The 25,388-nt window shown below is 54.2% G+C and carries 24 protein-coding genes; 11 read left to right on the plus strand and 13 right to left on the minus strand.

Annotated features, from left to right (window positions below; genetic code table 11):
* Nucleotides 1–14: 14 nt before the first annotated feature.
* The 4 genes from mgtA to IEY39_RS25850 all read right to left on the minus strand — a co-directional run bounded on the left by mgtA (nt 15) and on the right by IEY39_RS25850 (nt 5,832).
* A complete protein-coding gene (mgtA, locus tag IEY39_RS25835; protein ID WP_188937167.1) occupies nt 15–2,738 on the minus strand; it encodes a magnesium-translocating P-type ATPase in 2,724 nt (907 codons plus the stop codon).
* Nucleotides 2,739–2,878: 140 nt separating this feature from the next.
* The gene (locus tag IEY39_RS25840; RefSeq protein ID WP_188937168.1) at nt 2,879–3,586 is read right to left on the minus strand and encodes an MgtC/SapB family protein; all 708 of its coding nucleotides are present in this window, start codon (nt 3,584–3,586) and stop codon (nt 2,879–2,881) included.
* A 193-nt stretch (nt 3,587–3,779) separates the two neighbouring features.
* Nucleotides 3,780–5,147 (minus strand): sensor histidine kinase, encoded by a 1,368-nt coding sequence (locus tag IEY39_RS25845; RefSeq protein WP_188937169.1) that lies wholly within the window; start codon nt 5,145–5,147, stop codon nt 3,780–3,782.
* Nucleotide 5,148: 1 nt separating this feature from the next.
* Nucleotides 5,149–5,832, minus strand: coding sequence for a response regulator transcription factor (locus IEY39_RS25850; RefSeq protein ID WP_188937170.1), 684 nt, complete (start codon nt 5,830–5,832; stop codon nt 5,149–5,151).
* Nucleotides 5,833–5,938: 106 nt separating this feature from the next.
* On the opposite strand from IEY39_RS25850, the gene IEY39_RS25855 reads away from it, so the two are divergent.
* Genes IEY39_RS25855 through IEY39_RS25880 form a run of 6 tightly spaced genes read left to right on the plus strand, consistent with a single transcriptional unit; the run spans nt 5,939 to nt 9,379 of the window.
* Nucleotides 5,939–6,271 (plus strand): ArsR/SmtB family transcription factor, encoded by a 333-nt coding sequence (locus IEY39_RS25855; RefSeq protein ID WP_188937171.1) that lies wholly within the window; start codon nt 5,939–5,941, stop codon nt 6,269–6,271.
* Nucleotides 6,272–6,322: 51 nt separating this feature from the next.
* On the plus strand, nt 6,323–7,168 hold the full coding sequence (locus IEY39_RS25860) for an arsenite methyltransferase (RefSeq protein ID WP_188937172.1): 846 nt from the start codon (nt 6,323–6,325) through the stop codon (nt 7,166–7,168).
* Nucleotides 7,169–7,185: 17 nt separating this feature from the next.
* Nucleotides 7,186–7,833, plus strand: coding sequence for an MIP/aquaporin family protein (locus IEY39_RS25865; RefSeq protein ID WP_188937174.1), 648 nt, complete (start codon nt 7,186–7,188; stop codon nt 7,831–7,833).
* Nucleotides 7,830–8,627, plus strand: a complete 798-nt coding sequence (locus IEY39_RS25870; protein ID WP_188937175.1) for a metallophosphoesterase family protein — start codon at nt 7,830–7,832, stop codon at nt 8,625–8,627. Before IEY39_RS25865 ends, IEY39_RS25870 begins: the two co-directional genes overlap by 4 nt.
* A gap of 7 nt (nt 8,628–8,634) precedes the next feature.
* Entirely contained in the window at nt 8,635–8,883 is a 249-nt protein-coding gene (locus IEY39_RS25875) for a CBU_0592 family membrane protein (protein ID WP_188937177.1), read from the plus strand.
* Between the two features lie 7 nt (nt 8,884–8,890).
* On the plus strand, nt 8,891–9,379 hold the full coding sequence (locus IEY39_RS25880) for a GNAT family N-acetyltransferase (RefSeq protein WP_188937179.1): 489 nt from the start codon (nt 8,891–8,893) through the stop codon (nt 9,377–9,379).
* Between the two features lie 12 nt (nt 9,380–9,391).
* On the opposite strand, the gene IEY39_RS25885 is transcribed toward IEY39_RS25880, so the two are convergent.
* Nucleotides 9,392–9,991, minus strand: coding sequence for a hypothetical protein (locus IEY39_RS25885; protein WP_188937180.1), 600 nt, complete (start codon nt 9,989–9,991; stop codon nt 9,392–9,394).
* Nucleotides 9,992–10,569: 578 nt separating this feature from the next.
* On the opposite strand from IEY39_RS25885, the gene IEY39_RS25890 reads away from it, so the two are divergent.
* Nucleotides 10,570–11,022: a rhodanese-like domain-containing protein gene (locus IEY39_RS25890; RefSeq protein ID WP_229689098.1), complete on the plus strand. Its 453-nt coding sequence runs from the start codon at nt 10,570–10,572 to the stop codon at nt 11,020–11,022.
* A 70-nt stretch (nt 11,023–11,092) separates the two neighbouring features.
* Here IEY39_RS25890 and IEY39_RS25895 read toward each other — a convergent pair whose 3' ends face one another.
* The 4 genes from IEY39_RS25895 to IEY39_RS25910 form a co-directional block, all read right to left on the minus strand.
* A complete protein-coding gene (locus IEY39_RS25895; protein ID WP_188937181.1) occupies nt 11,093–13,294 on the minus strand; it encodes a heavy metal translocating P-type ATPase in 2,202 nt (733 codons plus the stop codon).
* 55 nt (nt 13,295–13,349) lie between these two features.
* The gene (locus IEY39_RS25900; protein ID WP_229689099.1) at nt 13,350–13,955 is read right to left on the minus strand and encodes an AraC family transcriptional regulator; all 606 of its coding nucleotides are present in this window, start codon (nt 13,953–13,955) and stop codon (nt 13,350–13,352) included.
* Nucleotides 13,956–13,976: 21 nt separating this feature from the next.
* The gene (locus tag IEY39_RS25905; protein WP_188937182.1) at nt 13,977–14,888 is read right to left on the minus strand and encodes a hypothetical protein; all 912 of its coding nucleotides are present in this window, start codon (nt 14,886–14,888) and stop codon (nt 13,977–13,979) included.
* A 70-nt stretch (nt 14,889–14,958) separates the two neighbouring features.
* Nucleotides 14,959–15,429 carry a hypothetical protein gene (locus tag IEY39_RS25910; RefSeq protein WP_188937183.1) on the minus strand — a complete coding sequence of 157 codons (471 nt, stop codon included), beginning with the start codon at nt 15,427–15,429 and terminating at the stop codon, nt 14,959–14,961.
* Between the two features lie 579 nt (nt 15,430–16,008).
* Between IEY39_RS25910 and IEY39_RS25915 the strand changes: the two genes are divergently transcribed.
* The 4 genes from IEY39_RS25915 (at nt 16,009) to IEY39_RS25930 (ending at nt 21,225) form a co-directional block, all read left to right on the plus strand.
* A complete protein-coding gene (locus tag IEY39_RS25915; protein WP_188937184.1) occupies nt 16,009–16,596 on the plus strand; it encodes an RNA polymerase sigma-70 factor in 588 nt (195 codons plus the stop codon).
* A 36-nt stretch (nt 16,597–16,632) separates the two neighbouring features.
* Nucleotides 16,633–17,673, plus strand: a complete 1,041-nt coding sequence (locus tag IEY39_RS25920) for a FecR family protein (RefSeq protein WP_188937186.1) — start codon at nt 16,633–16,635, stop codon at nt 17,671–17,673.
* 13 nt (nt 17,674–17,686) lie between these two features.
* Entirely contained in the window at nt 17,687–20,338 is a 2,652-nt protein-coding gene (locus IEY39_RS25925) for a TonB-dependent receptor (protein WP_188937187.1), read from the plus strand.
* A gap of 83 nt (nt 20,339–20,421) precedes the next feature.
* Nucleotides 20,422–21,225, plus strand: a complete 804-nt coding sequence (locus tag IEY39_RS25930; RefSeq protein WP_188937188.1) for a DUF4382 domain-containing protein — start codon at nt 20,422–20,424, stop codon at nt 21,223–21,225.
* 62 nt (nt 21,226–21,287) lie between these two features.
* On the opposite strand, the gene IEY39_RS25935 is transcribed toward IEY39_RS25930, so the two are convergent.
* Genes IEY39_RS25935 through IEY39_RS25950 form a run of 4 tightly spaced genes read right to left on the minus strand, consistent with a single transcriptional unit; the run spans nt 21,288 to nt 25,319 of the window.
* Complete coding sequence (locus tag IEY39_RS25935; protein WP_188937189.1) at nt 21,288–22,259, minus strand: YncE family protein; 972 nt, start codon at nt 22,257–22,259, stop codon at nt 21,288–21,290.
* A complete protein-coding gene (locus IEY39_RS25940; protein WP_188937190.1) occupies nt 22,256–23,269 on the minus strand; it encodes a hypothetical protein in 1,014 nt (337 codons plus the stop codon). The genes IEY39_RS25935 and IEY39_RS25940 overlap by 4 nt, the downstream gene beginning before the upstream one ends.
* Nucleotides 23,266–24,132, minus strand: coding sequence for a DUF1259 domain-containing protein (locus IEY39_RS25945; protein ID WP_188937191.1), 867 nt, complete (start codon nt 24,130–24,132; stop codon nt 23,266–23,268). The genes IEY39_RS25940 and IEY39_RS25945 overlap by 4 nt, the downstream gene beginning before the upstream one ends.
* An 11-nt stretch (nt 24,133–24,143) precedes the next feature.
* Nucleotides 24,144–25,319 carry a chromate transporter gene (locus IEY39_RS25950; protein ID WP_188937192.1) on the minus strand — a complete coding sequence of 392 codons (1,176 nt, stop codon included), beginning with the start codon at nt 25,317–25,319 and terminating at the stop codon, nt 24,144–24,146.
* Nucleotides 25,320–25,388 lie beyond the last annotated feature (69 nt).

The following is a 25,388-nucleotide window of genomic DNA, read 5'->3' on the forward strand; positions in this document are numbered from 1 at the left end:
AGCGTTTGTCAGTTTTACAGCCAAGTATGAAATTTTCTTATAAACCAGTTTTTTACCAATTGGGTGAGCAGACAATAGGTGAGAAGTATCCCGATCAGCCAGGGGAAATAGCTCAGCGGCAATGGCGTCATTTTCAAGGCGCCGGCAAAACCCGAGAAGGGGATAAAGATGCCAATGGCCATGATGGCGGTGGTCAATGCCAGTACAGGAGCAGTCGCCCAGCTTTGGATAAACGGAATCTTTTTTGTCCGGATCATATGCACAATCAAAGTTTGGGAAAGCAATCCTTCGATGAACCAGCCACTCTGGAAAAGGCTTTGGTTTGCGGGCGAATTAGCCTTGAACACAAACCACATCACCGCATAAGTGGCATAGTCAAATATAGAGCTTATCGGCCCAATAAAAATCATGAATTTGCTGATACCCCCCGCATCCCATTTCCGCGGCTGCTCGATATACTCGGCATCCATCCTGTCCCAGGGTATCGATATCTGGGAGATGTCGTAGAGCAGGTTTTGGACCAGGATCTGCACCGGCAGCATGGGCAGAAAGGGAAGGATGGCGCTTGCCCCCAGCATGCTGAACATGTTCCCAAAATTGCTGCTGGCCGTCATCTTGATATACTTGATGATATTGCCGAAGGTTCTGCGGCCGTAAATGACCCCTTTGCGGAGGACCATGAGGTCTTTCTCTAACAGGATAATATCCGCGCTCTCCTTGGCGATGTCGACAGCCGTATCCACGGAGATGCCTACGTCCGCGTCCCGAAGGGCCGCCGCGTCATTGATCCCGTCGCCCATGAATCCGACTGTATGTCCTTTGGCCTGCAACACCCTGACGACCCTGCTCTTCTGGGCCGGGCTCAGCTTGGCAAAGATGTTCGTTTCATCTACCAGTCCTGTCAACTCTTCGTCAGTGATGCTTTCCAGGTCCCTGCCCAATAGAATATTATTGATGGGGATGCCTACATCCCGGCAGATCTTCTTTGTAACGATCTCGTTGTCACCGGTGAGGACCTTCAGGGTGACACCCAGTTTTTGCAAGCCTTCGATAGATGGCCGGGCAGAGGGTTTGGCCGGGTCGAGAAAACCGATGAACCCCGTCACGATCATATTACTCTCGTCGGCGATGGAATAGGTGAGGGGCCGCTCGTCGAACTCCTTGACGGCCACCAGTAATACCCGCAGGCCTTCCTTGTTCAATTGTTTTGACGTATCCAGGATCGTCTTCCGCATGGCAGCATCGAGCGGGATGATATCATCCGTATCGATCTGTAATTGCTGATCTTCGCCGGGGTCGAACACGCGCGGGCAAAGATCGAGCATTTCCTCCACAGCGCCTTTGCAGATGAGGATGTGCTTATGGTTGTGCTCGAGGATCACGGACATGCGCCGCCGCTGAAAATCGAACGGTATCTCGTCCACTTTCCGGTAATCCTCCGCCCTTAGACTGTCGTGCAGTTCAGCATGTTCCAGCACGGCGGCATCCAGGAGATTCTTCAGTCCCGTCTGATGATAGCTGTTGAGATAGGCCCATTTGAGCACCTCATCGTCGTCGATGCCCAGCACATTCAGGTGTCTTTCCAGCACGATCTTGTCGATGGTGAGGGTCCCGGTCTTGTCGGTGCAGAGGATATCCATGGCCCCGATGTTCTGGATGGCGTTGAGCCGTTTTACGATGACTTTCCGCTTACTCATGTTCACGGCGCCTTTAGCCAGGTTGGCGGTTACGATCATCGGCAGCATCTCGGGCGTGAGACCCACGGCTACGGCGATGCCAAAGAGCAGGGCTTCCAGCCAGCTGCCTTTTGTCAGGCCATTGATGACGAACACCAGCGGCACCATGATCAGCATGAACCGGATCAACAACCAACTCACGCTGTTGACCCCTTTGTCGAAACTCGTCTCGGCACGCTTGCCGGTGATACCCCTGCTGATGCTGCCGAAATAAGTAAGGCTCCCGGTGTTGACCGCCAACGCTATGGCTGTGCCACTGACCACATTGGTACCCATAAAGCAGCAATTCTCCAGTTCGAGCGGCGTCCTGGCCCTGACATCTTCGATGGCATAATCCCTTTTTTCTACCGGCAGGGCTTCTCCCGTCAGCATGGCCTGGCTGATGAAGAGGTCTTTCGATTGGAGGATGCGGCAGTCTGCCGGGATCATATCGCCGGCCGACAACAGGATAATATCCCCCGGAACGAGGTCTTTCAGATCGATCTCCTGTCTACTTGGACCCAGTACGTAGTGGCGCAACACGGTAGTCGTGGTTCGCACCATGCTCTTTAGCTTTTCGGCCGCCTGGTTGCTGCGAAATTCCTGCCAGAAACGAAGGAAAGAGCTCAGCAGCACCATAATGGAGACCACGATCAGGGTCTTATAATCGCGGTCGGCGGGTGCGGCCAGAAACACATCTGTAATAAGGGATACCAGGGCGATGACGATCAATATCCCGATGAAGGGATTGATAAAGGCCTGCAATAACTGGACATACCAGGCGGGGGCCTTTTCATGGGCTATCTCATTAGCACCGAATCGTTGTTGCTTTTCCCGCACCTGTAATTCCCTGAGACCGGTCTCCGCGCTGTCCAGCAATGCCAGCACTTCGTCCCGACCAGCCTGCGCCACCTTTTTTAATTGAGCTGTCGCAGCGGCATCGAAGTCATTGCCCGTCCCGTTGCCACTGCTCCCCCCCAGGGATAAGATCTTTCGTTTTGCTGCTTTAATATAGGTGTTCATGGTATTTTCTTTTTAATGATGGGACAGATGAGGTGTTTGCAGCCAATGTGCGATTGCATCAATGAGCAGGATCACCAGAAACAAGCCAATTATCCAGAGGAGCCATTTGACAAATCCTTTCATAAGCTTTTATTTTCTATTTATAGATCGTTTTCTTCGCCGACGACCTTCCAACTGACCTCGCTGATTCCCTGCGTGATGGTGAGCCGTCCCGCCAGCCGCTCGATCTTATGATCCTGGTTGCCGTTGGCAAATATCTCGGCGTTCACCAGGGCGATGGCCGGGTCATGGTTATCCGAGCTTTTGAGCGAACGCAGCAATAATTGATCGTCTTCATTCATGTACTGGACCAGCAGGACACGAACCTGGTTCTCTATTTCCTCTTTCATTCGGATCGTGAACACGTAACACAATTGCGTTTGCGCGGCCTTGTCGATGGGTAGGGCGCTGATCTTATCGCCGATGGGCCGCAGCACCAGGTGGGCCCCCAGGATAAAAGCCGTGCCGATCGCTGCCTCGGCGACATAGCCCATCCCCGCAAGCGAGCCGATGGCGGCGGAACACCATAAAGTCGCTGCGGTATTCAACCCTCTGACATTCATCCCGTCCTTCATGATGACGCCGGCGCCAAGGAAGCCGACCCCGCTGACTACATAAGAAACTACGCGACCGGTGGCGTCGCCGCCGATCATTACGGCGAGGGTGACGAAAATAGCTGCGCCAAGGGATACTAAGGTATTGGTACGCAAACCGGCCATGCGCTGGCGCCACTGGCGTTCGACGCCGATGGCGGCACCCAGGAAAAGCGCTAAAAAGAGGCGGGTAGTAAAATGAAATATCGTGAGCATGACTTTGCCTTTTGTTCCCGCTTAAGGGGCTGCAAAAGGTGCGGTCCGGAAGGCGGGGGAATTAGATGATATGGACGTTTCGTGAATGACTGTCGCTTTTCATAAAGCGTCTATTTTTTAGTGGCGGAGCAAAGTTAGGTCACCTCAAAAGAAAAGATTCTTAGAGACCTCTTAGAATTTTATTAGAATATTATTAGAGATGCGGCAATTCCACAGTGAAGGTAGTCCCCTCCCCTACGCGGGAACTTACCGTAAGCGAGCCGTGGTGGAGCCGGATGATCTTGTCGGTGAGGGAGAGGCCGATGCCGTTGCCTTCTGTATAATTTTTATTCGCACCGCGGTAGAAGGGAGTGAAGATATTTTCGATATCCTCCGGCGGGATGCCGATGCCCGTATCGGAAAACCTTAGGATGATGTTCTTGCCATGAAAGCTGATAGCGACGGTCACCTGGTGGTCAGCCGAGAACTTGCAGCCATTCTCCATCAGGTTGGTGAAAGCCACCTTCAGGAGGTAGCTGTTGCCATTGACGGAGATGAGATCGTCGGTATCCGGCTCGCGTTCGAAGAGGATCGTGATGCGGTAGTCTGGATTTGCTTTAACGGCTTCCTGGCGGGTTTCCAGCAGTAATTCGTCCACCCGCATTTTCTTGAAAGCGATCTCTGTCTGATCGTAGCTTGCCTTGGCCAGATCGAGCAGGTCGTTGGAAAGCCTTGCCAGGCGGCGGGCGTCTTCCAGCACAAGGAGGGTCATCTCCTGGTATTGCGTATTCGTTCTTTCTTTGGCGGCTGCTATTTCCAATTCGCCGATGATGGCGGCCAGCGGCGTCCGCAGTTCGTGGGAGATATTGGAAACGAATTGTTTTTGGGCATCGAAGCTGCTTTCGAGCCTGTCCAGCATGCGGTTGAAGGTGATGGCCAGTTCGGCAATCTCATCCTTTCGCTTTCCTATCTGTATCCGGAGATCGAGATTAGATGCGGTGATCTCCTCTACCTTGTCGACCATTTGCGTGACGGGTTGCAAAGCCTGGCGTGAGAAAAGTGCGCCGGCCACCAGGGTGAGGACGATGGCGGCTATGAAACCGACGATGAGGGCAATGCGCAGATCGCGCAATTTGGCGAGTCCGTCAATATCCTTGGCCGCGGCAGTAATGACATAGTCCTTGCCCCCATAGCGATAGAGAAAGCCGATGGCCTGCAGGTCATTGGTATAAAAATGGATCTCTTTCAGCCGCACGATGCTGTCGATCATGCCTCTGGTCTCTTTTACCCTGTCGATATACACCGCATCGTGATAAAGAAGGTGGAAGACGGTATCATATATGGCCACTTCTTCCTGGGGCAATGCATTGAGGGAATTCTTGTAGATCAGTTGCAGCACCGATGGCTGTACTTTGGCGTCCAACAACAAGTCGGCCTTGGTGATGGCCTGCTGCCGCAGTCGCTCGTAATACTGTGCTTCTCTATCCCTGGCATTGGAAACATAGATCGCCAGGGAAAAGACCAGCAGTAAGGCCGCGACCAGGGCGGTGAACAGCAAAGCAAGCCGGATGCGTATCTTCATATTAATCTCCTTCTTTCAAAACGAACCCGATGCCGCTGCGGGTGTGGATCAGTTTCACCGGGTGGTCTTTGTCGATCTTCCTGCGCAGGTAGTTGACATAGACATCGATGAAGTTGGTGCCTGTATCATAGGTGGTGTCCCACACCTTTTCGGCTATTTCGCTCCGGGGCAGGACTCTTCCCTTGTTCTGCATCAGGTAGAGCAGCAGCTTGAATTCCGTTGGGGTAAGAGCGATCTCTTTGCCCCCGCGGGTCACCCTGAGGGTGGCCGGGTTCAATTCCAGATCGGCGATGGTCAACACCGGGGGTGGCTGGTGCGCAGCCTTTCCTTGCCGTTTGGTCAGCGACCGGATGCGGGCCGTCAGTTCCCGGAAATCGAAAGGTTTGACGAGGTAATCGTCGGCCCCGGCATCCAATCCATCCACCTTATCGTCCGTTGTGCCAAGCGCAGTGAGCATGATGATGGGGACATCGGGCTTCACCAGCCGCAGCTCTTTACAGAGCGCGATGCCGTTGATGTCGGGCAGGATGATGTCCATGATGATGAGGTCGTACTCATGCGCCACGGCCAGGGCCTTGCCCGTATGGCCGTCGAAGGCCATTTGGACCGTATAGTCCTGGTCTTCAAGCCCTCTCCTGATGAGATCGGCGACCCTTTTTTCGTCCTCGATGACTAAGATTTGCATGAGATGCCCGGCCAAATTTGGCCGTAAGGTAAGCCGCCCGGGTCAACCGGAAAAAAATTTGGTTCTGTGATCTAATCATCGTAATATTGCGATGAAGCAATAAACCATGGGTGTAACCAAATCCGAAATTTTCACCGATAAGCAGAACCGGCTGGCCGGTATGATGAAGGCGCTGGCGCATCCGGCCCGCATCGCCATCATCCAATACCTCATCAAGGCCAACGCCTGTATCAACGGGGACCTGGTGGAGGAACTTGGCCTGGCGCAGCCAACCATTTCCCAACACCTGAATGAGCTGAAGAAAGCCGGGTTGATACAAGGCACTATCGAGGGTACCAGTGTGTGCTACTGCATTGAGCCGAAGACCTGGGCGCTCTATCAAAAAGAGATCGGCGCGCTGTTCGCGGCTTATAAAGGGGACGCCAACTGTGCGTGTTAAATTTTTTTGCAGGTAATCATCGTAATATAGCAATATTAAAATGGAAAGAAAATGGAAACGACCGAACAAATAAAAGAGATGGTTCGCGAGAAATATAGCGCCATCGCCCTCCAGGACAAGGAAACCAACTCATCCTCCTGCTGCGGCTCGGGTTGCTGCTCTATCGACACCGCCAACATCATGAGCGACGACTACAGCACCCTCGAAGGTTACAACCCTGATGCCGACCTTGGTCTGGGCTGCGGGCTGCCCACCCAGTTCGCACAGATCAAAAAAGGCGATGTCGTCATCGATCTGGGTTCCGGCGCCGGTAATGATTGTTTCATCGCCCGTGCCGAAACCGGCGAAACAGGAAAGGTCATCGGCATCGACTTCACCCCGGCCATGATCGAAAAGGCTCGCGCCAACGTTGAGAAATTAGGCTACAACAACGTCGAGTTCCGCCAGGGCGACATAGAAAAGATGCCCGTCACCGCCAACATCGCCGACGTCATCGTCTCCAACTGTGTGCTGAACCTGGTGCCGAATAAATACGGCGTCTTCGGGGAAATGTACCGCGTGCTCAAGCCCGGCGGGCACTTCAGCATCAGCGACGTAGTGTTGGAAGGCACCTTGCCGGGTAAGCTGCAGGAGGCTGCCGAAATGTATGCCGGTTGTGTTGCAGGCGCCATCCAGAAACAAGCTTATCTGGAGCTGATCGACATCACCGGCTTTACCAACATCACCATCCAAAAAGAAAAACCTATCATCATCCCCGACGACATCCTGGGCCAATACCTTAGTGCCGAAGAAATCTCCGCCTTCAAAACCTCCGGCACCGGCATCTATAGCGTCACCGTCTACGCCGAAAAACCCAGGGAGGCAAAGACCTGCTGCGGACCCGACTGCTGCTCCTGAACCCACAACAACCCTACATGCTTAGAAAATCGGTCTCGGAAATAATAGGAACGTTCGCGCTGGTATTTTGTGGAACCGGCGCCATCGTCATCGACAAGGCATCCGGAGGCGCCGTATCGCACGCCGGCGTCGCCATAACCTTCGGGCTCATTGTCATGGCTATGATCTATGGGCTGGGAGATATCTCCGGGGCGCACATCAACCCGGCCGTCAGTATCGCCTTTACGCTGGCCGGCAGGTTACCATTGAAAGCCCTGGGCCCTTATATAACCAGCCAGTTGGCAGGCGCCTTATTGGCGAGCCTGACGCTTAGGCTCCTGTTCCCCTCCGATGTCCTACTGGGTGCGACGCTTCCCACAGGGCCGGCGATGCAATCGTTCGTTCTTGAGGTGATCCTCACCTTTTTCCTCATGCTCGTGATCATGGGCGTGTCCACCGGTCCGAAGGAACAAGGCCTGTTTGCCGGCATCGCCATCGGATCGGTGGTATTACTGGAAGCCATGTTTGCCGGGCCTATTTGTGGCGCCTCCATGAACCCCGCCCGGTCGCTGGCCCCTGCCGTCGTATCGGGGCATCTTGAACATCTTTGGGTCTACCTTACTGCTCCCGTCGCTGGCGCAGTCTTAGCCATACCCATCTGGAAATATTTAAACAATAAAAAATGAAAATCGCGCTCTTCTCTGACATACACGCCAATCTTCCCGCGCTCGAAGCCTTTTTTGCCAGCGCCGACCTGCAAAAGCCCGATGCCGTCTATTGCCTGGGCGACCTCGTCGGCTACAATATCTGGCCCAACGAGGTGATTAACAAAATCCGCCGCCGCGGCATCCCCACTATCGCCGGCAACTATGACTACGGCGTAGGCCGCACAAGCGATGACTGTGGCTGCGCTTACAAGACCGACGAGGAGAAGGCCAACGGCACCGTCTCCATCGCCTACACCAACCAGATCGTAAAAGCCGAGGAACGCGCCTACCTCCGTACCCTACCCGCTCATATCAAAGTCGAGTTCCAGCTCAACCACGACAAGCTCAACCTGTTGCTCGTCCACGGAAGCCCCCGGAAGATCAACGAATACCTTTTCGAAGACCGGGACGAAAAAAGCCTGCTGCGGATCATGCAGGACGCCGACGCCGATATTATGTGCTTCGGCCATACCCATAAACCCTACCACCGTGTCCTGCCCTCCGCCCCGATTGACCCTGCCCTCACCAGTGAGCCCGGGCAGCCGCACTACCGCCATGCCATCAACATCGGCTCCATCGGCAAGCCCAAGGACGGCGATCCGCGCGGATGTTATGTCCTGTTGCATATCTTTGACAATAGTACCGTTTCGGTCAAAGACAGTATCCGGGTGGAATTCGTCCGATTTGCCTATGATGTGGAGAAAGCGGCCAAAGCCGTCGAGGACAGCTCACTGCCCAACGCCTACGCCGAAGCGCTGCGAAAAGCCAAATAATTACCACATGCTGATAGTCGATATCGTCGGTTGGTTCGGTTCCATCCTCGTCGTTGCCGCTTATGCCTTAAACATCTACGGGAAGCTATCTTCCGCGTCCACTCCGTACTATGTGCTCAACATCGCTGGTAGCACCGCTCTTATCATCAATACCCTTTACCATCATGCCATTCCTTCCATGGTCGTGAATGTCGTGTGGATAGGCATTGCCCTGGTGGCCTTGTTCAAAAGAGCAAAAAAGGAGATCGCAAATTGATACCGTTATGCAAATAACCGCCCTCCTCCCCGCACACTGGTCCGCCGTCAAGACCATCTATGAGGCCGGGCTGGCGACAGGCAACGCCAGCTTTCAGACCAGCGCCCCCTCCTGGGAGGACTGGGATACTGCGCACCTGGCGCATAGCCGGCTCGTCGCCCTCGATGGCGATGTGGTTGCCGGCTGGGCCGCTCTTACTCCCGTGTCCGGGCGCTGTGTATATGCGGGTGTGGCGGAGGTGAGCATCTATGTCGATGACTCATACCGCGGCCAGGGTGTTGGCAAAGCGCTCTTACAGGCACTCATAACCGAAAGCGAGGCCAGGGGCATCTGGACCCTCCAGGCGGGTATCTTCCCCGAGAACACCGCCAGCCTCCGGCTGCACGAATGGGCGGGCTTCCGCCGGGTCGGCGTCCGGGAAAAGATCGGCAAGATAGGCGACCGCTGGCGCGATACTGTGCTACTGGAGAAGCGAAGCAAGACCGTTGGCCTATAAGTACTCACCTGTTCACACTTGCCGGGCCCTTCTGTTGGTCTTGAGGGCTATCCAGATGCCGTCCACAACCGCCCCCGCGGCGCAGCCGTAAGCTATAAGTGCATTGCTATCATAATCCGGCATCTGCCCGGAATTAACGAGCAGGTAGCCCGCGACAGCCAGCAGACAGATCCAGGTGCCCAGGAAGTAATAACTGTCCACACGGATAACCCTTGCCAACGGAAAGAAATGCAACCCGGCGACGGCTGCAAAGCCTGGGACCACCCAATTCTCATGTCCGCTACGGATGAGGATGATCCAGGTCGCCATGATGGCGACGCCCTCCAGAATGAATATCGTGGCATAAAGCGAGGCACGCCTCTTTTGTTTTCTTTCCAACCGTACGATGCCGGGTATGACGTCCGGCAGACTGTCTTCCAGGTCGAACAGCTTTATCGAATACAGGGCCAGGACCACTACCGCTGCCAGCACCATTAAGGCGGCTAACACATGATCCCTGAAATCCAACGCATATTCCCCGATCATCACCCAGGCCATTGCAAATATGATCATATGGAAGATCTCGCCCCTTGCCCCTTCTACGTCATTTTTAGTCAGTTGTGTTGTTTTCATATATATGCTATTATCAAATTGTCGTTAATAATTGATGGTGTACGCCTATGCATCGCGGTCGGTTACCACGGTGGCGTTAGTATGGGATGGATCGAGCGTTATTGTGCGGAGGAGGGTGGCCCACGGAGAAAAGTCGCGCATTTGGCCCTGCCGACAATGACGGGGAGGAAACAGGAGATGAGTTGCTGCCTTTCCGGGGTCACTCGGCTGATTCCGGAAAGTAGCGATGACAAAAGGAAAAAATGAGCTATGTCAAACCGTTTGTCGAGCGAACGGAATTCGGATTTTGCACCATCGCCGCGCAGGTTATCCTTATCTCCTGCTGTTGCCCCTCCCATTACTTTGTACCCTGCTGCGATGGGATGCGAACTGGCATACTGGTAAAACTTATAGGAAGACTGAGCAGTAAAGAGGGAGAGGCAGATTACTGAAAGAATGACCTTCGAGGTCCAAAGACAAATCCTATGTCTTGTAATAAACATTAATGCGCGTTGAAGTTAATGCTTTCTTAAAATAACATAAAATCGCAAGGCACAAATCTTTGCAAAAAAACTTTCTTGCGTCCCTATCTTTGTCCCATGAAAGCTATGAACAAACTATATACTGTTGGTATCGTGCTTGCTGCCATCCTTATCACTCTCGCCGCTTTTACCCGGCAGACCGAACCCTGGACACCCAGCCAATTACTCGATCCTGCCGACCTGGCTGCGAGGATCAATCACCCTTCCGGCGTCCCTCCCCTCGTAATAGGTGTCGGGCCTTCCGGGCTGATCAAGGGTTCCATTGAAACAGGCCCTGCCCGTGACCAGCATAACCTCGATAAACTAAAGGCCCTGCTCGATAAGGAAGACCGCAACAAGGAGGTGATCATCTACTGCGGCTGCTGTCCCTTTCAGCACTGCCCCAATATCCGGCCCGCGTTCACGCTGCTTAACGACATGCACTTCATCCACACCCGGCTACTTAACCTGTCGCATAATATTAAAGTTGATTGGATTGATCATGGCTATCCCGTCACAGCCAGTAAATAGGCCGGCGCGCTTCAAGCCAAAGGGGCAAATAGTTCGCTCTTGAACCCTGCCCTTGCCAGGAGCCGTTAGTTTATAATTTTTTCCAGCGTAGCCGCAGGCTGTTCGTCACCACGCTCACACTGCTGAGTGCCATTGCCGCTCCCGCGATCATGGGATTTAGCAGGAAGCCGTTGACGGGATACAAGATCCCCGCCGCCAGCGGGATACCGGCGAGATTATAAATAAAGGCCCAGAACAGGTTTTGACGGATGGCCGCTACCGTGTACTTCGAGAGGCGAATTGCCGTTGGTATTTTACGCAGATCGGAAGAAAGGATCGTCATCTGCGCCACATCCATCGCGACATCGGCCCCTTTTCCCATCGCAATCCCAACATCCGCCTGTGCCAGGGCAGCACTATCGTTGATGCCATCGCCCACCATCGCCACTACCCGGCCACTGTCCTGCAACTGCCGGATATAGTCGGCTTTACCAGCGGGTAGCACGCCACCTGCGACGCGAGAGATACCCACCTGCCGGGCCACCGTAAGGGCCGCACCTTCGGAATCGCCCGTGACCAGGTGCACCTCGATGCCACTGTCCTTCAAACTCCGCACCGCAGCGCTTGAACCCTCCTTAAGGCGATCGGCGATGACGATGACGGCCAGCAGTTTCCCGTTGCCCGCAAAGTAGACTACCGTCCGGCCTTCTTTTTCCGAGAGGGATGCCATTGATTGCGCACCTTCGGTTAAAGCAACACCAGCCAGCTGCATCAGCCGCTGGTTGCCGACAAGATAGAGCGCCTTCCCCACCTTTGCGCTGGCGCCCATTCCGGGCAGGCTTTCAAAAGCTTCCAGCGGGGCGGTGCTCGGGGGAGTATTGAGGTATTGCACCACCGCGGCTGCCAGGGGATGCTCCGAGCGTCTTTCCAGCGCGACCAGCGCTTCCGCGTGCTCTTCCTGTCCCGGCTCCCAATAGATCTCGCTGACCACCGGCTTGCCCTCTGTCACCGTTGCTGTCTTGTCCAGCACCACCACCGCTATCTTTCCCGTCCGCTGCAAGGCCTCCGCATCCCTGATGAGGATGCCCGCCGAAGCGCCGCGACCTATTCCCACCATCAATGCCGTCGGGGTAGCAAGACCTAACGCACAGGGACAGGCGATGACCAGCACCGTCACCATCGCCAGCAGACCATGGGTGAATCCGTCCACCCCACCCAGCAGCCACCAGGCGGCAAAACTCAGTAAGGCGACGCCCAACACCACAGGCACAAAGATGGCGGCAATGCGATCAACCAGCCGCTGCACCGGCGCCTTGCTTCCCTGCGCGTCCTGCACCAATTTTATGATCTGCGCCAACAAGGTATCACCGCCCACTTTTTCCGCTACGAATTCCAGGCTTCCCCGCTGGTTTGTCGTACCGGCAAACACCGCTGCCCCCGGCAGTTTCTCCACCGGCACCGGCTCGCCGTTGATGGTGCTCTCGTCCACAAAAGAATGTCCGGCCACCACCTGTCCATCCACGGCAATCCTTTCACCCGGCCGCACGCGGATGCGATGGCCCGGTAATACACCCGCAACAGGCAACTCCACCGCCGTCCCGCCTGGCCGGATCACGAGGACCGTCTTTGGCTGTAGTCCCATCAGCTTTTTTATAGCGGCGGAGGTTTTCCCTTTTGCGCGTTCTTCGAGCAACTTTCCGAGTAAGAGGAAGGTGATAACCACAGCCGCGGCTTCGAAGTAGACATGAGCTTGCAGGCCCCGGCCCGTCCAATAGGTTGGAAAGAGCGTATTGAATATGCTAAACCCATAAGTTACTCCCGTACTCAGCGCCACCAGCGTATCCATATTGGCAGACCGATGACGAGCCTGTTTCCAGGCATTGACAAAAAAAGTGCGTCCGAACACCACCACTACAGGCGTCGCCAATGCCCATTGGATGTAACTGGCATTGGGGAGGTGCATAAAAAACACTCCGATGATCACCAGCGGCGTCGATAACAACACGGCCCCGATGGTACGGCGCTTTAATGCGATAGACCGCAACCGCTGTTTTTCGGCAATCACGGTGTTTGTCTCCGTTTCGGGTTCTACCAACAGATCGTATCCAGCGGACTGTACGGCAGCCTTCAAAGCCGTAGGGTCAGTCTGTCCCGGCTGGAATTCTACGCTGGCGCTGCCTGACGCATAGTTCACCGTTGCGTGCAGGACGCCCGGCTGCTTTTGTAAGATGGATTGTACTCCCACCGCGCAGGACGCGCAGGTCATATTCAAGACAGGGAAGGTTTTTTTCATGACCCAAAGGTGAGGCCTTCCCACCTCCCGGTCGTTACACCTTTATGGGAAAGATTTATACTTTATTGCTGCCGCCCTTCGAGGTATTGTTGCGGGCATCTGCGCCAACGGCGTCCAGCGGCTTCCGCAGCCTGATCCCCTGGCCTTTGAAAGCCGAAGGAGTGAGTCCTGTCACCTTCTTGAACTGGGCGGAAAGATGCGCCACGCTGCTATAACCCAACTGAAAAGCGATCTCGCTAAGGCTCATTTCATTGTATACCAGCAGCTCTTTCACTTTCTCTATCTTCTGCAAGATCACATAGTGTTCGATAGTGATGCCTTCCGTCTCCGAGAACAGCTTGCTCAATTGCGAATACTCCCGGTGGAGTTCTGCCGCCAGCAAGGCTGAGAAAGCGACTTTTTCACCGTCGCCCTGGTGCACGTGCCTGATGACGATGGCCTTGATCTTTTCGATCTGCTGTCGCCGCACGTCATCCAGCAATTCAAAGCCCAGCTCCTGTAGCCTGGCCGCCAGTTTTGCCAGCTGTTCAGCCGGCAAGGCCTCCTTTACTGTCACTTCCCCCAATCGAACCGACAGCGGCTCGACCCCGATGGCTTTGAATGCGTCCTCCACCGCCGTGATGCAGCGGGGACACACCATGTTCTTGATATAGATGATCACTGCAGATTTTTCTGCAAGTTACTATAAGGTATAGCTAAATCCGAGTGAAAAGTAAAAGGTGGTGCTGAGGTCTTCCGTTGTGGTCTGGGTGATAGTACGATTGCCGGATGTTGTCATCAGCGTCACTGTCGATGGATTCACCGGGATGGCCAGTGTCGGGGTAAAATTCAATTTGAGTTTTTTGCCGATGGTATATTCGAAAGGCGCTTCGAATTCATAATCCATGATCTGGAAGCTGGAGGCATTACCGAGGCTGGCATTTATGCTATTACCAGTTTTGCTCTGTCTTTTTGGATTATAGCGCCTTTTGCTGTAATAGCTCGCATAATAATTCTGCGTCGCCAGGTTGGCGTGAAGAGTCGGGTCAACCTCGAAGTGGTCTTCGATGATGGAAAAGGAATGGCCTAAGCCCAGGCCCACCCCTATATCGGTATTATCAGAGAATTCCGCTCCGAGGTCCAGGGACGGCTCGATAAAGCCGAAGTCATAGGACAGGTAGGCCGACAGTCTTCCCGATATCGCCGAAGTGACGGCAAAACTTGCATCACTGTAGAAGTCCTTAGCAGCACTCACTTCAATGTTGAAATTATCCGTGGCATGGCTGTACCCGGCTTCGATGGTGCTCAGGTCGATGCGGTTTTCGCCTGAACCTGGCAGATAGGAGATCGAGCCGGTGATGAATAATCCGGATTTGTCATGGTAGCCGATGGAAGGGGTGAGATACGGCACGGCAACGGAATCTTTTCTGCCGAGGTATACGCTATTGCTCAGATAGGTAGCCCCGAAAACCCAGTGGGATTCTTTTTTTTCGGTGCTGTCTTTTTTAACGGGTTTTGCTATTGTTTTCAATTGTGCCCGGGCGTCAATAGTAGTTACCGCGAGCATACAAAATAAAGCTGCAGATAGGGAGAGGTGCTTACACAGGTTCTTCATGCGTTTAGGTTTTTCAGGAATATGAATGGTTAGCAAATGACGACAAAAATAATAATTTCCACTTATAATCCTAATCGTCATCCTTATGATGCTTATAATGGCCGTATGCATGTCCGCGGCCATGGCCATGACCCGGGCCGTCTTCACCCTGATCATCCTGGTCGCGTAATACCGGCTGGCGGTCGTAGCATTCCCGGTATTGGGCATATCTTCCGCGGTAAACATCATGACGCAGCCAGGGCCTGGGTTCATTGATCACGACCTTATATCCTCTGTACAGATCGTAATCCCGGCATCTTGAAGGTAAGGAAGCAGCAAAGACCCATCTGCCGCCGTCGAAGTAAATAAACTGATGCTGGGGAACATAATAGTAGGTTTCTATGTCGGGAAGATAGTAGTAGTCCACCCGGTCGTATCCCGTCGGGCCCCATGCCGGTTGAACCCCTATATTGACGTCGACGTTGACGTGAACCTGGGCTTGCGCCTGGTTGAAGTACAGGCAAAATCCCACACTTGCGAGAAACAGGCTTAGTGTTTTCATGTATTAGCTTTTAAGTAATTCGCGGGATAACGCCAAAACGATGCCAAAAATTGGCCAAATAAAAAACCCGCCGGATCCGGCGGGTTCAATTCATTGATTGTGATAGCGTTTTGGACGGCACAAATGTCGCTTTAGTTTCGGACAGGCCCGGGAGGTCGCCCTCCCGGGACAAGTCTTCAATACGACGGATCGGTTTTCCAAGGTGTGGATCGGGGTTTCATAGGGCGCGATCGAGGAAGGGTACGGTTTGGAATTCAGGGTTAGGGTAAGGGTACGTTTCACGGACATTGGTTCATCTACGGTTTTCGGATACTGGATCCTTGGTTTTTCGGATGTTGGACAACTGGGTTTTTCGATTTAGGATAGCTGGTTTTTCAAGGATATCGGATTTTTTTGCTTCGCTTTTGCTGATACAAAGATGCTATCATCATCAGCTGGAAAACGAATTTTTCCACACCTTATTCACCTCTTTGCTCGATAAACTTAACCGTCTTTAGGTTCAAACACCTACCCTTAAGTATTCTCCCTATCTTGCCGGGGTAATTATTACCAATATCAATCCAACATCTATCCAGGAACATGAGCCCCGAGGAAGAACAAATCTGGCGCGGAATACAACAGAAGGATGGACAGGTATTTGAAAACTACTACAAAGCGCATTATCGGTTCTTTTTCCTGGCTTCGTGCCAATACCTCAAAGATCCCGGTGTGGCGCAGGAAATTGTGAATGACGTGTTTATCAAACTCTGGGAGGATGCGGCCACCATTGATATCCATACTTCCCTGAAATTCTATATTCACCGGGCAGTGGTCAATCGGAGTCTCAACGAACTGGACAGGGACCGGCGCGACCGGCAGCGTCAACAGCAGCTCGGCCACGCAATAGAAGAGACCACTGAGTGGAAGGAGATGGAGGGTAATGAGCTGAAGATCAGGCTGTACAAGGCCATCGATCAATTGCCGGAGCAATGCCGCAAAGTGTTCAATATGAGCCGCTTTGAAGGATTGAAACAACAGGAGATCGCCGACAAGCTAGGTATTTCGATCAAGACCGTAAAGAACCATATCACCCGCGCATTAAAGGAGTTGCACGAGGTGGTGGGTGACTGGAATGCGCTGCCGGTATGGATAATCCTGATAAAAGAATTTTTTTGGCCCTGGCGCTAGGTCTGGCGACACTTTTTTTTGTCTTATAATCGAATCATGGACCCGCACGCTTCATATGATGATCTTTCTTTCCAGCTGATCGTATCGGCTCTGCAAGGCGAGCTTTCGCCTGAGGAGGACCTTCGGTTCAGGCAGTGGCTGGATTCCTCCGCTGCTAACCGTGAAATGTACGAGAAGCTGGCGCGCATCTGGAAGGAGGGCATGGGGGACTATACCCTTTACACTCAGGCCGACGAAAACCAGGCCTGGGGAGCCCTTCGGCTAAAGATGGACGCGAAACATCAGGAAGCTGCGCCCACACCTTCGGCCGAAGCCAGGGTGATCTCCACGACGCCTGGCAGGCGGGTCATCAGCATCAGGCGGTGGACGGCGGCAGCGGCCGTGCTTATCCTGACAGCCGGGGCCGGATGGTGGTATTTCTCCCAAAAATCTGCTCTTTCTTATGAGACGGCCGCGGGTGAGCAGAAAGCCATTTCTCTCCCGGATGGTTCGACCATGGTGTTGCAATCGCAGACCCGTATCGAAGTGGCTCCCGGGTACAATACCACTGGCAGGACGGTGATCCTCGTCAGCGGGAAGGCCCATTTTGATGTTGCGCACCAGCAGCAACGGCCGTTTAGGGTAGATATGGATGCCGCAAGCGTACAAGACATCGGAACAAGCTTCACTATAGAAAAAACGGCGGACAGTATTGCCGTGTCGGTATCGGATGGCAGGATCGCCTTTCTCGCCAAAAAGACCGGAGGGTCCAGGGAAATACCCGCGGGTGGCTCCATTTGTTTGTATACCGGGGTCCAGCGTAATGGGGAGATACGGGAGACGAGTCCCACTATACCCATCGCCGATTCGCTGCGATTTGACAATGCCCCTTTGTCGGAGATCCTGGCCGCCCTGGAAAAACATTCCGGCAAGCAAATTCGGTTAACCGACATGCAGTTCGCACAAAAAAGACTGACCGTCCACCTGGATGGAGAATCATTGGAGAATGCCCTGCAGGTGATCTGTGCTTCGCTCAACCTGGAATATACTATAAAGGACGGTGCATATGTCCTGAAAAAAAGGGATATTGCCAGGTAAATGATCGATCGTAATGAAGCGGATGACTGCAAATCCCTGCCTATGGCCAGTATTAGCCCCCTTGGTGCTCTTTCTTCTTCTTCTTTCCTTTCTATCTCAGCCCGCTGCTGCCCAGGATAAGCCGGAAACCCTGGTGACGATCAACATAAAAGACAGGCCGCTGCCTGAGGCCCTGGCGATAATCGAGTCCCGCGTCCCTGTCCGCTTTGCCTACCCGACCGAATTGCTGCGTGGCCAAAAGAATGTTTCGATCATGGCATCAGAGATGCCCTTACACAAATTCCTGGATAGCTTATTCCGGCAAACCACTCTTACCTATCATCTCATCGGCGATCAGGTGGTCCTTACGGGACAATTGCTGCCAGCCAAAACTACGCTTAGCGGCTATGTACGGGACGCTCACACCGGTGAATTACTCATCGGCGCCAGCGTATATCTACCTACCGGCGGGGCGGGGGTATTGTCCAACAACTATGGGTTTTATTCGCTCACCGTGGAAGGCGCCGACAGCATCGACGTGGAGGTGTCTTATGTCGGCTATAAAAGCCTTGTGCGGCGGGTGGTTGCGCACGGCGATGTCCCGCTGTCTTTTGATCTGCTGCTCAACGTAGAGCAGGAAGAGATCAACAAACTTACCGTCGTCAACGACAAAAGGGAAGACTTTGTAAGGAAGAACTCCTCGGGGATGCTCGACCTGGGGACCGCCATGATCGCTGCCGTGCCATCGGTTGGCGGCAGCGGAGACCTCATCGGCAGCGTGGAAATGCTGCCCGGGGTGCAGGCAGGCATAGACGGGACGCCGGGCTATTTCGTCAGGGGCGGAAATGCCGGACAGAACCTGATCCTGCTCGACGACGCCACCTTGTACAATCCAAGCCATATCTTCGGGCTGGTGAGTGTCTTCAATCCGGCCACCATCAAACACGCGACCCTGATGAAGGGAGGTTTTCCAGCATCCTATGGCGATCATGTGAGTTCGGTGCTGGACATCGCCATGAAGGATGGAAGCAACCAACAAACCGGCGGGGTCATCGAGTTGGGTAGCGTTTCATCCGGCGCCACGCTTTATGGACCGTTGGAACCCGGCAAGTCCTCCTTTCTTGTTTCCGGCCGTCGCAGTACGACCGACTTCCTGCTTCACCCCATCCTTCAAAACAATTATTTCAGCAACTATTATTTCTATGATGTGAATGCCAAGCTCAACTTCCAGGTTACCCCGCACGACCGGCTGTTGCTGAGCTTCTACAGCGGACGGGATAACAACAACTATTCCGCCGACAGTACGGATAGTGCAGGCATCGGGTATTCCATGCATTTCGGCAACACGGCCGTTACGGCGCGATGGAACCATCAATTCTCGGGAAAGTTATTCGTCAACACTTCCGTTGAGTATAATAATTATCATCAGTTTTTGTCGGCCACCCAGCAAGGGTATTTTGCGCAGCTGTATTCGGGCATCCGGGATATCGATGCAAAGACCAATTTCAGCTGGTATCCCTCGCCCGAACATAAACTCAGCGCGGGAGTGGACTATTTATATCAAACCCTCTATCCTGCCACGCTGTCGGGGCAGGTGGCTCCGCTGGATTCGCCGCAAACCATTGTCCCTTCGGGGATACCGCCCAAGACATCTTCGCGGCTTGCCGTATATGCCGGCGACGATATCAAACTCGGACGGCGATGGCAGGCGTATGTGGGGATAAGGGCGCCGTACTATTATAAACCGGATGCGCAATACTTTGCCATAGAGCCGAGGCTGGCCCTCCTTTATCTGATCGATGCGAGCACCAGCGTGAAGGTCTCCTATACTACCATGCACCAATACATTCATTTGGTGCAGAGCTATAACGCTACCTTCCCTGCCGAGATATGGATCGGCAGCAGCAGTATCGTCCAGCCGCAGGTATCCCAAGAAATTTCCGCGGGACTGTTTAAGAATTTTTCGGGGAATGATTACCAGACCAGTCTGGAGGTCTACTACAAGCACCTGGACAATCAATTGTTGTTTGGTGGTGGACCGACCCCTGCCATCGATAACAGCATCGAGAGCCAACTCATCTTCGGCAAGGGCTGGGATTATGGCGCGGAATTCTATGTCCGCAAGAACAGGGGGAGACTCACCGGCTGGCTGGCGTACACGCTGGCGTATGCATATGAGCAGTTCGACTCGCTCAACGAAGGCCAGAGCTTTCCCTTTGCCTATGACAGGAGACATGTGCTGGATATCACAGCTGCCTATTCGCTGACGCCGCATTGGAAGGTGGCTGCTAATTTCTTGCTGGCAAGCGGCAGGGCCTTTTCGCTTAGCCCGGACTCCACCTTTGTTCCGGGCAATGACGCCTTGTATTCCAACCCCGGGCGGGGCAGGGGGAGAGGCAGGGGACGCAACCAGAATCCTAACAGTGGCTCCTGGGATATTATCCAGAACAACTACCGCCTGAGCCCCTATAACCGGCTCGACCTCAGCATACACTATGCAAAGACCAGGACCACGGCGCGGCGGGTCACGGAGACCGAATGGATCTTTTCCGTATTCAATGTGTATGCCCGGCCCAATAACTCCTTCGTTTACCGGACGATCGATCCCGCCACGAGGAAGGTGGTAGCCAAAGAATTGCCACTTATCCCTGTCATTCCAAGCATTACGTATACTTACAAGTTTTAATTTGATAGCCTAAAAAAATTCTCCAGCCACTAGGACCCTGGGGCCGTTTCCCTGTCTTATTGTATATGAAAACACCAATGAAAATGAAAAGCACGCGCAGACTTCTGTACCTATTTGTTCCGTTGGCGGCAGGCATTCTAATCTTTACGGCCTGCAACAAAAGCAGCAGCAACAACGGCACCGGTCAGCTGGAAGTACGTTTGACGGACGGTCCCGGTCCTTATGACGCTGTCTATATCGATGTAGAGAAGGTGGAAGTGAATGTATCCTCCGACTCCGGTACCAGTTCGGGCTGGCAGACCCTGCCCCTGCTTCGTCCCGGAGTATACAACCTGCTTAATTTCCGGAATGGCATCGACACGGTGCTGGCCTCGGCAAACCTGCCGGCAGGCACGCTGTCACAGATGCGCCTCATCCTGGGAAACAATAATTCCGTTGTGATCAACGGTGTATCTTACCCTTTGAAGACCCCTTCTGCCCAACAATCGGGATTGAAGTTCAATATCCATGCAACGCTGACCAGCGGCATTGTCTATCGCCTCTGGATCGACTTCGATGCGGGTAGCAGCATTGTCACGACAGGCAATGGCGGCTACATCCTGAAGCCGGTGATCCGTACCTATACCCAAGCCATTGGCGGTAGCATCAAGGGCTATGTCCTGCCTTCCGCAGCAAAGCCCGAAGTGTTTGCCATCCAGGGGACGGATACCCTGCTGGCCCTGCCGGACTCCACAACCGGATACTATTTCTTCGGTGGTGTGAATGCCGGGTCATGGAATCTCACCTTCCATGCACTGGATACTTTGTATAGAGACACTACTATTATGGTGCCCGTAAGCACGGGTGTCGTCTCGAATGCCGGGACGGTGACCCTGCAAAAGAAATAACACCTATGGATGCTACCTGATCCGGGCAGAAGGGTTCGCCTTTCGTGCCCGGATTTCTTTTTTTACATCCCATACACCCACAACGCCGCCTCTTCACCACCCCTGGCAGGCACCGCGAGGATCAGCTTCTTTTCCGCCGGCACCCAGAGACAGGTGCGCGCCCCTTTACGGGTTGCGATGTGGTTTACCAGCGTCTTCCCCCGCAGCACATCGATATACCCTTCGCCACCCGAGACAAAGAGCAATCCCGAGGCCGCGTCATAAAATACGTCATCCGCATCCCCTACACAGGACGTGGAAGCCAGCACCGCGCCCGACCGGCTATCCAGCACGCGCACCTGCGCGGGGTGGCGGTAGCCCACGAACAGCCGGCCACCCTGTGCATCAAGCGCCATGGGGAAATTGGCGGAGGCCCCGCTGTTCTCCCAGGTGGCTCCCACCTTCATCGACGACAGGTCGGCCGTGACGATGGCTCCCTCGTCCGGCACATTGATGAACATCCGTCCTGCATCCCCTGGTTGGAAGGATTCGGGGTGTCCCTTCAACGGCAGATCGCCAGTCTTTTTTATTACTGCCGGGTCGACCACCGCGATTCCCCCACTGCCATACCCGACGTACACCCGTGTCCCGTCGTAACGCACGTTGTCTGCATCGTCTCCCAGTGCGATGCGTCCCAACTCCGCATATTGCTTACCATCATAAAAGATACAGGCGCCATCGCCGCCATTTGCCACAACCAGACGTCCCAGGGTAGGAACATACAGCACTCCCTGCGGCTCGTGCAGGCCGGTGATGGTATGCAAACGTTGCTTTGCCGCCAGGTCGACCACCTCCACGGTGTTATTCCCCAGGGCCGCCACAAAGACGCGGTGTCCTGCCGGGTCATACGCCAGGTGGTCGATTCTACCCCGTACCCCCGACAAGGGTATTTTTACCTCCAGGTGCAGCAGGTCTTTTTCGAGGTGCGTCGTATCTACTGCGTCGTTACAAGACAACAACGTCAGCAGCAAGCAGGCGATGTTCATGATCTTCATTTTTTGAATTTCTTTCCAAAATCGAATACCACGGTCGAAAGGATAGAATTACTTGTGGCGCCAAAAATAGGGCCCACCCGTTCGGTGGCCAGATTGCGCACATACGCTACGTCGATCAGGATAGGACTAAAGCGCAGGCTGATGCCGCCGGTGCCAGATGTCTCATCCAGACCAAACCGGAATGCAAAGTGTCTATGCCAAAGGTTCTGCTCAAAACCCAGATTCGGTTCTGTGGCCGTATTCTTTGTGTTGTACAGCTGATTGCTCCGATGCCTTACGTTACCGCCAACATCCGCTAACGCTCCCTCCCAAAGCCCAACGGACATCCCCAGCCGGTATTCCTGCGTATTGTTCGCACCCGTTGAGGAACCCACATTGTCTGACCGTTGCTCCCTATCGTTGTTGAATAAGGCTCTGAACCCGACAAGGATGCGTTTGGAAGGTTGCCACGTCAACCCCAATCCGCCCGAAGGTACCCATCGGGTTTGATAATTGACATACTGACCCACTGATTTATCCGAATGGGAATCAAATTGCGAAAGCTCATAGGAAAGCAAAAGCCCGGCCGAAAAGCCTTTTCCCAGTGGCATAGCGGCTTTTACAAATACAGCCTGATTATTCCCGTCGCCATGAACGGCATCCGCCAGCCCCCCTGATCCGGGATGCTTCAACGTCGTTGAAATATTCGTTGCGTATTGCGATAACGCTATCGTGTACAGGGTTAGCCCATTCTTAAAAGGTGGTAGCGTAACGCCTACCGCGGTAAAGCTGAATGTATTGTTGTTTGGATAGATCGTGGCGCCTACGTCCAGCAAAGCCGTGCTCGAATCCCTGTACACCAGGGAATAGTTCCCCCAGGTGGCGCCATCCCCGCCCATGCCAATGGAACGTACCCCTTTTTTGATCTGGCCCGATGCGAACTCCCGTAAAGAAAGTTCCGGACTTTGCCCAAAGGATGAAACGGAAAAGAAAAAGAGAATTGAAACAAAAAACAGCTTCCAGGGTCTCATAAGGCCGAATTTGTTTCTTCCAATGCTGCTTTCAAACCTGCTGCCAGTTTCCCCGGCTCACCCACGCCCCAGAAGTGAAGCATAAAGAGCCGCGGCTCGTCGTAGAGCATGTGGTTGTGGATAGCCGTCACCGTGATACCATGTGTCTCCAGTGCCTTCACCACCTTGTTCACCTCGTCGGCCAGCAGCACAAAATCCCCAGTCGTCCCGGCCCTGCTGCCGTCCATTTGCAAATTGATGCCAGTCGCCATCCCCATCGGGGCGGGCATTTCCATGCCGCTTTCCATCAGCTTCTCCTTGCGGGGGAAGCTATAGGAAATGATGTTGCCGGACTTGCGGCCCTTGGCGCCAAGCTGCGCCTCCACCGCCGACCAGTCCGGGCTGGGAGCTGCTCCTGCGGGTGATGAACCGAAGGGTGTCCCCGTTATGGCCAAGACCTGTTTTATTTCCCCGGCAAGTTTCAGCGCGTCGCCGCTGCCTGAGAAATGCAGGAATTTGATGGCGGGCTTCTCGCCGACGAGGTGGTTATGGATAGCCGTGATACCCAGGCCCAGTTCCACCAGCTTCGCCACTACCGCCGGCTCTTCCGAATCGAGCATCACGAGGTCGCCCATCATCATCGACTCCGCCCCCATCCGGTGTAAGGCGACCCAGGAGGTAAGCGCCAGCCCAGGCGCGACGGGGAAATCGCCTATGGTTACCTTGAGGTCGCCCCGCGGGAAGGTGATGCGGTAGACATTCCCTGTTACAGTCCCTTTCTTTCCAAATAGGTTATCCAGCCCGGTGGAATCTACCTGGGCCCAGCCTTTAAGGGCAAACAATACGGCAATGGTAAGACCCAATGCTTTTTTACCGACTTTCATAGTGATCGTTGTTATGTGTGTATAAAAAATTTCAACAGCCAGCCCACTATGGCCCCCAGGAGAATCACATGCGGTTCCTTTACTTTTTTCCCATACCACAGTACAAGACAGCTTCCCAGCGCCAGCAGCCCTGTAGGCCAGTCCACCACCGTCCGAAGTCCCATCAGCACCACCGCTCCCGCCAGGGCGCCCATCACCGCCGCCGTGATGCCATCGACGAAGGCCCGCACGGAGGTGTTGCCTGCCCATTGCTTAAAATGGGGCGCGGGTATCACGGTGAACAGATAACAGGGCAGGAATGTCGCCAGCGCCGCGACTACCGCACCCGGGAACCCCGCGACCAGGTAGCCGATGAAACCCACCGTTATCACCACGGGGCCCGGCGTGATCATCGCCACCGCCACCGCATCGAGGAATTGCGCTTCCGTCAGCCAATGATACCCCGATACGACGCCTCCATGCAAGAAAGGTACGATAGCCAGCCCACTGCCAAACACAAAAGCCCCTGCCTTCAAAAAGAACCAGCCCATCCGCTGTAATGTCCCTCCATCGAAGGTGAAGAAACCTGTCGCTATCAGCCAGATGCCGGCCATCCGGCTCTTCCGGCGAATCCATCGGGGCGGCGCCTTGACCACCATATACAGCAGCCCGGCCCCCAGCAGCCACCATAGCGGCTCAGCCCCCGTTATCACGGTTGCCAGGATACCGCCCAGCCAGACCAGCCACAACAGCCACCGCTTTCGCATCTCCCCCCATTGCAGCCTGCCCACCGTCTTTGTGGTCAACTTATAGGCACTCACCGCAATTACGCCAATCACCGTGGCGCCCACGCCATAAAATACCCATCGGATCCAGGGCATTCCTCCGAACAGCTTATACCCCATCCCCAGCAGCACCACCATAATGAATGACGGCAATACAAAGGCCAGGCCTGCCAGTGCGGCGCCCTTATACCGGTAGTGGACGAATCCAAGGTAGATGGCCAGTTGAGCCGCCAGCGGGCCGGGCGCGAGCTGGGCCAGGGCCAGCCCCTCCCGGTACTCGTCCTCGGAGATCCAATGCCGCTGTTCGACAAGATCGCGGTGCATATATCCTACGAGGGCTACCGGTCCGCCAAAACCCGTCGTTCCGAGCCGCAGGAAATAAGCCCCCAATTGCCGTAAGCTGTAAACAGGTGGAGCAGGCATCTTTTTCCAGTTGAGACCGCAATGCTACACCCCGGGCTACTTCTGGAATAGAATAGAAATGACCCTTTT

This window comes from Puia dinghuensis (assembly GCF_014642875.1).
Taxonomy (GTDB): domain Bacteria; phylum Bacteroidota; class Bacteroidia; order Chitinophagales; family Chitinophagaceae; genus Puia; species Puia dinghuensis.

Bases quoted from the DNA above. Each gene is read 5' to 3' on its own strand.
- mgtA (WP_188937167.1), bottom strand. From the start codon at position 2,738: ATGAACACCTATATTAAAGCAGCAAAACGAAAGATCTTATCCCTGGGG.
- IEY39_RS25840 (WP_188937168.1), bottom strand. From the start codon at position 3,586: ATGCTCACGATATTTCATTTTACTACCCGCCTCTTTTTAGCGCTTTTC.
- IEY39_RS25845 (WP_188937169.1), bottom strand. From the start codon at position 5,147: ATGAAGATACGCATCCGGCTTGCTTTGCTGTTCACCGCCCTGGTCGCG.
- IEY39_RS25850 (WP_188937170.1), bottom strand. From the start codon at position 5,832: ATGCAAATCTTAGTCATCGAGGACGAAAAAAGGGTCGCCGATCTCATC.
- IEY39_RS25855 (WP_188937171.1), top strand. From the start codon at position 5,939: ATGGGTGTAACCAAATCCGAAATTTTCACCGATAAGCAGAACCGGCTG.
- IEY39_RS25860 (WP_188937172.1), top strand. From the start codon at position 6,323: ATGGAAACGACCGAACAAATAAAAGAGATGGTTCGCGAGAAATATAGC.
- IEY39_RS25865 (WP_188937174.1), top strand. From the start codon at position 7,186: ATGCTTAGAAAATCGGTCTCGGAAATAATAGGAACGTTCGCGCTGGTA.
- IEY39_RS25870 (WP_188937175.1), top strand. From the start codon at position 7,830: ATGAAAATCGCGCTCTTCTCTGACATACACGCCAATCTTCCCGCGCTC.
- IEY39_RS25875 (WP_188937177.1), top strand. From the start codon at position 8,635: ATGCTGATAGTCGATATCGTCGGTTGGTTCGGTTCCATCCTCGTCGTT.
- IEY39_RS25880 (WP_188937179.1), top strand. From the start codon at position 8,891: ATGCAAATAACCGCCCTCCTCCCCGCACACTGGTCCGCCGTCAAGACC.
- IEY39_RS25885 (WP_188937180.1), bottom strand. From the start codon at position 9,991: ATGAAAACAACACAACTGACTAAAAATGACGTAGAAGGGGCAAGGGGC.
- IEY39_RS25890 (WP_229689098.1), top strand. From the start codon at position 10,570: ATGAAAGCTATGAACAAACTATATACTGTTGGTATCGTGCTTGCTGCC.
- IEY39_RS25895 (WP_188937181.1), bottom strand. From the start codon at position 13,294: ATGAAAAAAACCTTCCCTGTCTTGAATATGACCTGCGCGTCCTGCGCG.
- IEY39_RS25905 (WP_188937182.1), bottom strand. From the start codon at position 14,888: ATGAAGAACCTGTGTAAGCACCTCTCCCTATCTGCAGCTTTATTTTGT.
- IEY39_RS25910 (WP_188937183.1), bottom strand. From the start codon at position 15,429: ATGAAAACACTAAGCCTGTTTCTCGCAAGTGTGGGATTTTGCCTGTAC.
- IEY39_RS25915 (WP_188937184.1), top strand. From the start codon at position 16,009: ATGAGCCCCGAGGAAGAACAAATCTGGCGCGGAATACAACAGAAGGAT.
- IEY39_RS25920 (WP_188937186.1), top strand. From the start codon at position 16,633: ATGGACCCGCACGCTTCATATGATGATCTTTCTTTCCAGCTGATCGTA.
- IEY39_RS25925 (WP_188937187.1), top strand. From the start codon at position 17,687: ATGAAGCGGATGACTGCAAATCCCTGCCTATGGCCAGTATTAGCCCCC.
- IEY39_RS25930 (WP_188937188.1), top strand. From the start codon at position 20,422: ATGAAAAGCACGCGCAGACTTCTGTACCTATTTGTTCCGTTGGCGGCA.
- IEY39_RS25935 (WP_188937189.1), bottom strand. From the start codon at position 22,259: ATGAAGATCATGAACATCGCCTGCTTGCTGCTGACGTTGTTGTCTTGT.
- IEY39_RS25940 (WP_188937190.1), bottom strand. From the start codon at position 23,269: ATGAGACCCTGGAAGCTGTTTTTTGTTTCAATTCTCTTTTTCTTTTCC.
- IEY39_RS25945 (WP_188937191.1), bottom strand. From the start codon at position 24,132: ATGAAAGTCGGTAAAAAAGCATTGGGTCTTACCATTGCCGTATTGTTT.
- IEY39_RS25950 (WP_188937192.1), bottom strand. From the start codon at position 25,319: ATGCCTGCTCCACCTGTTTACAGCTTACGGCAATTGGGGGCTTATTTC.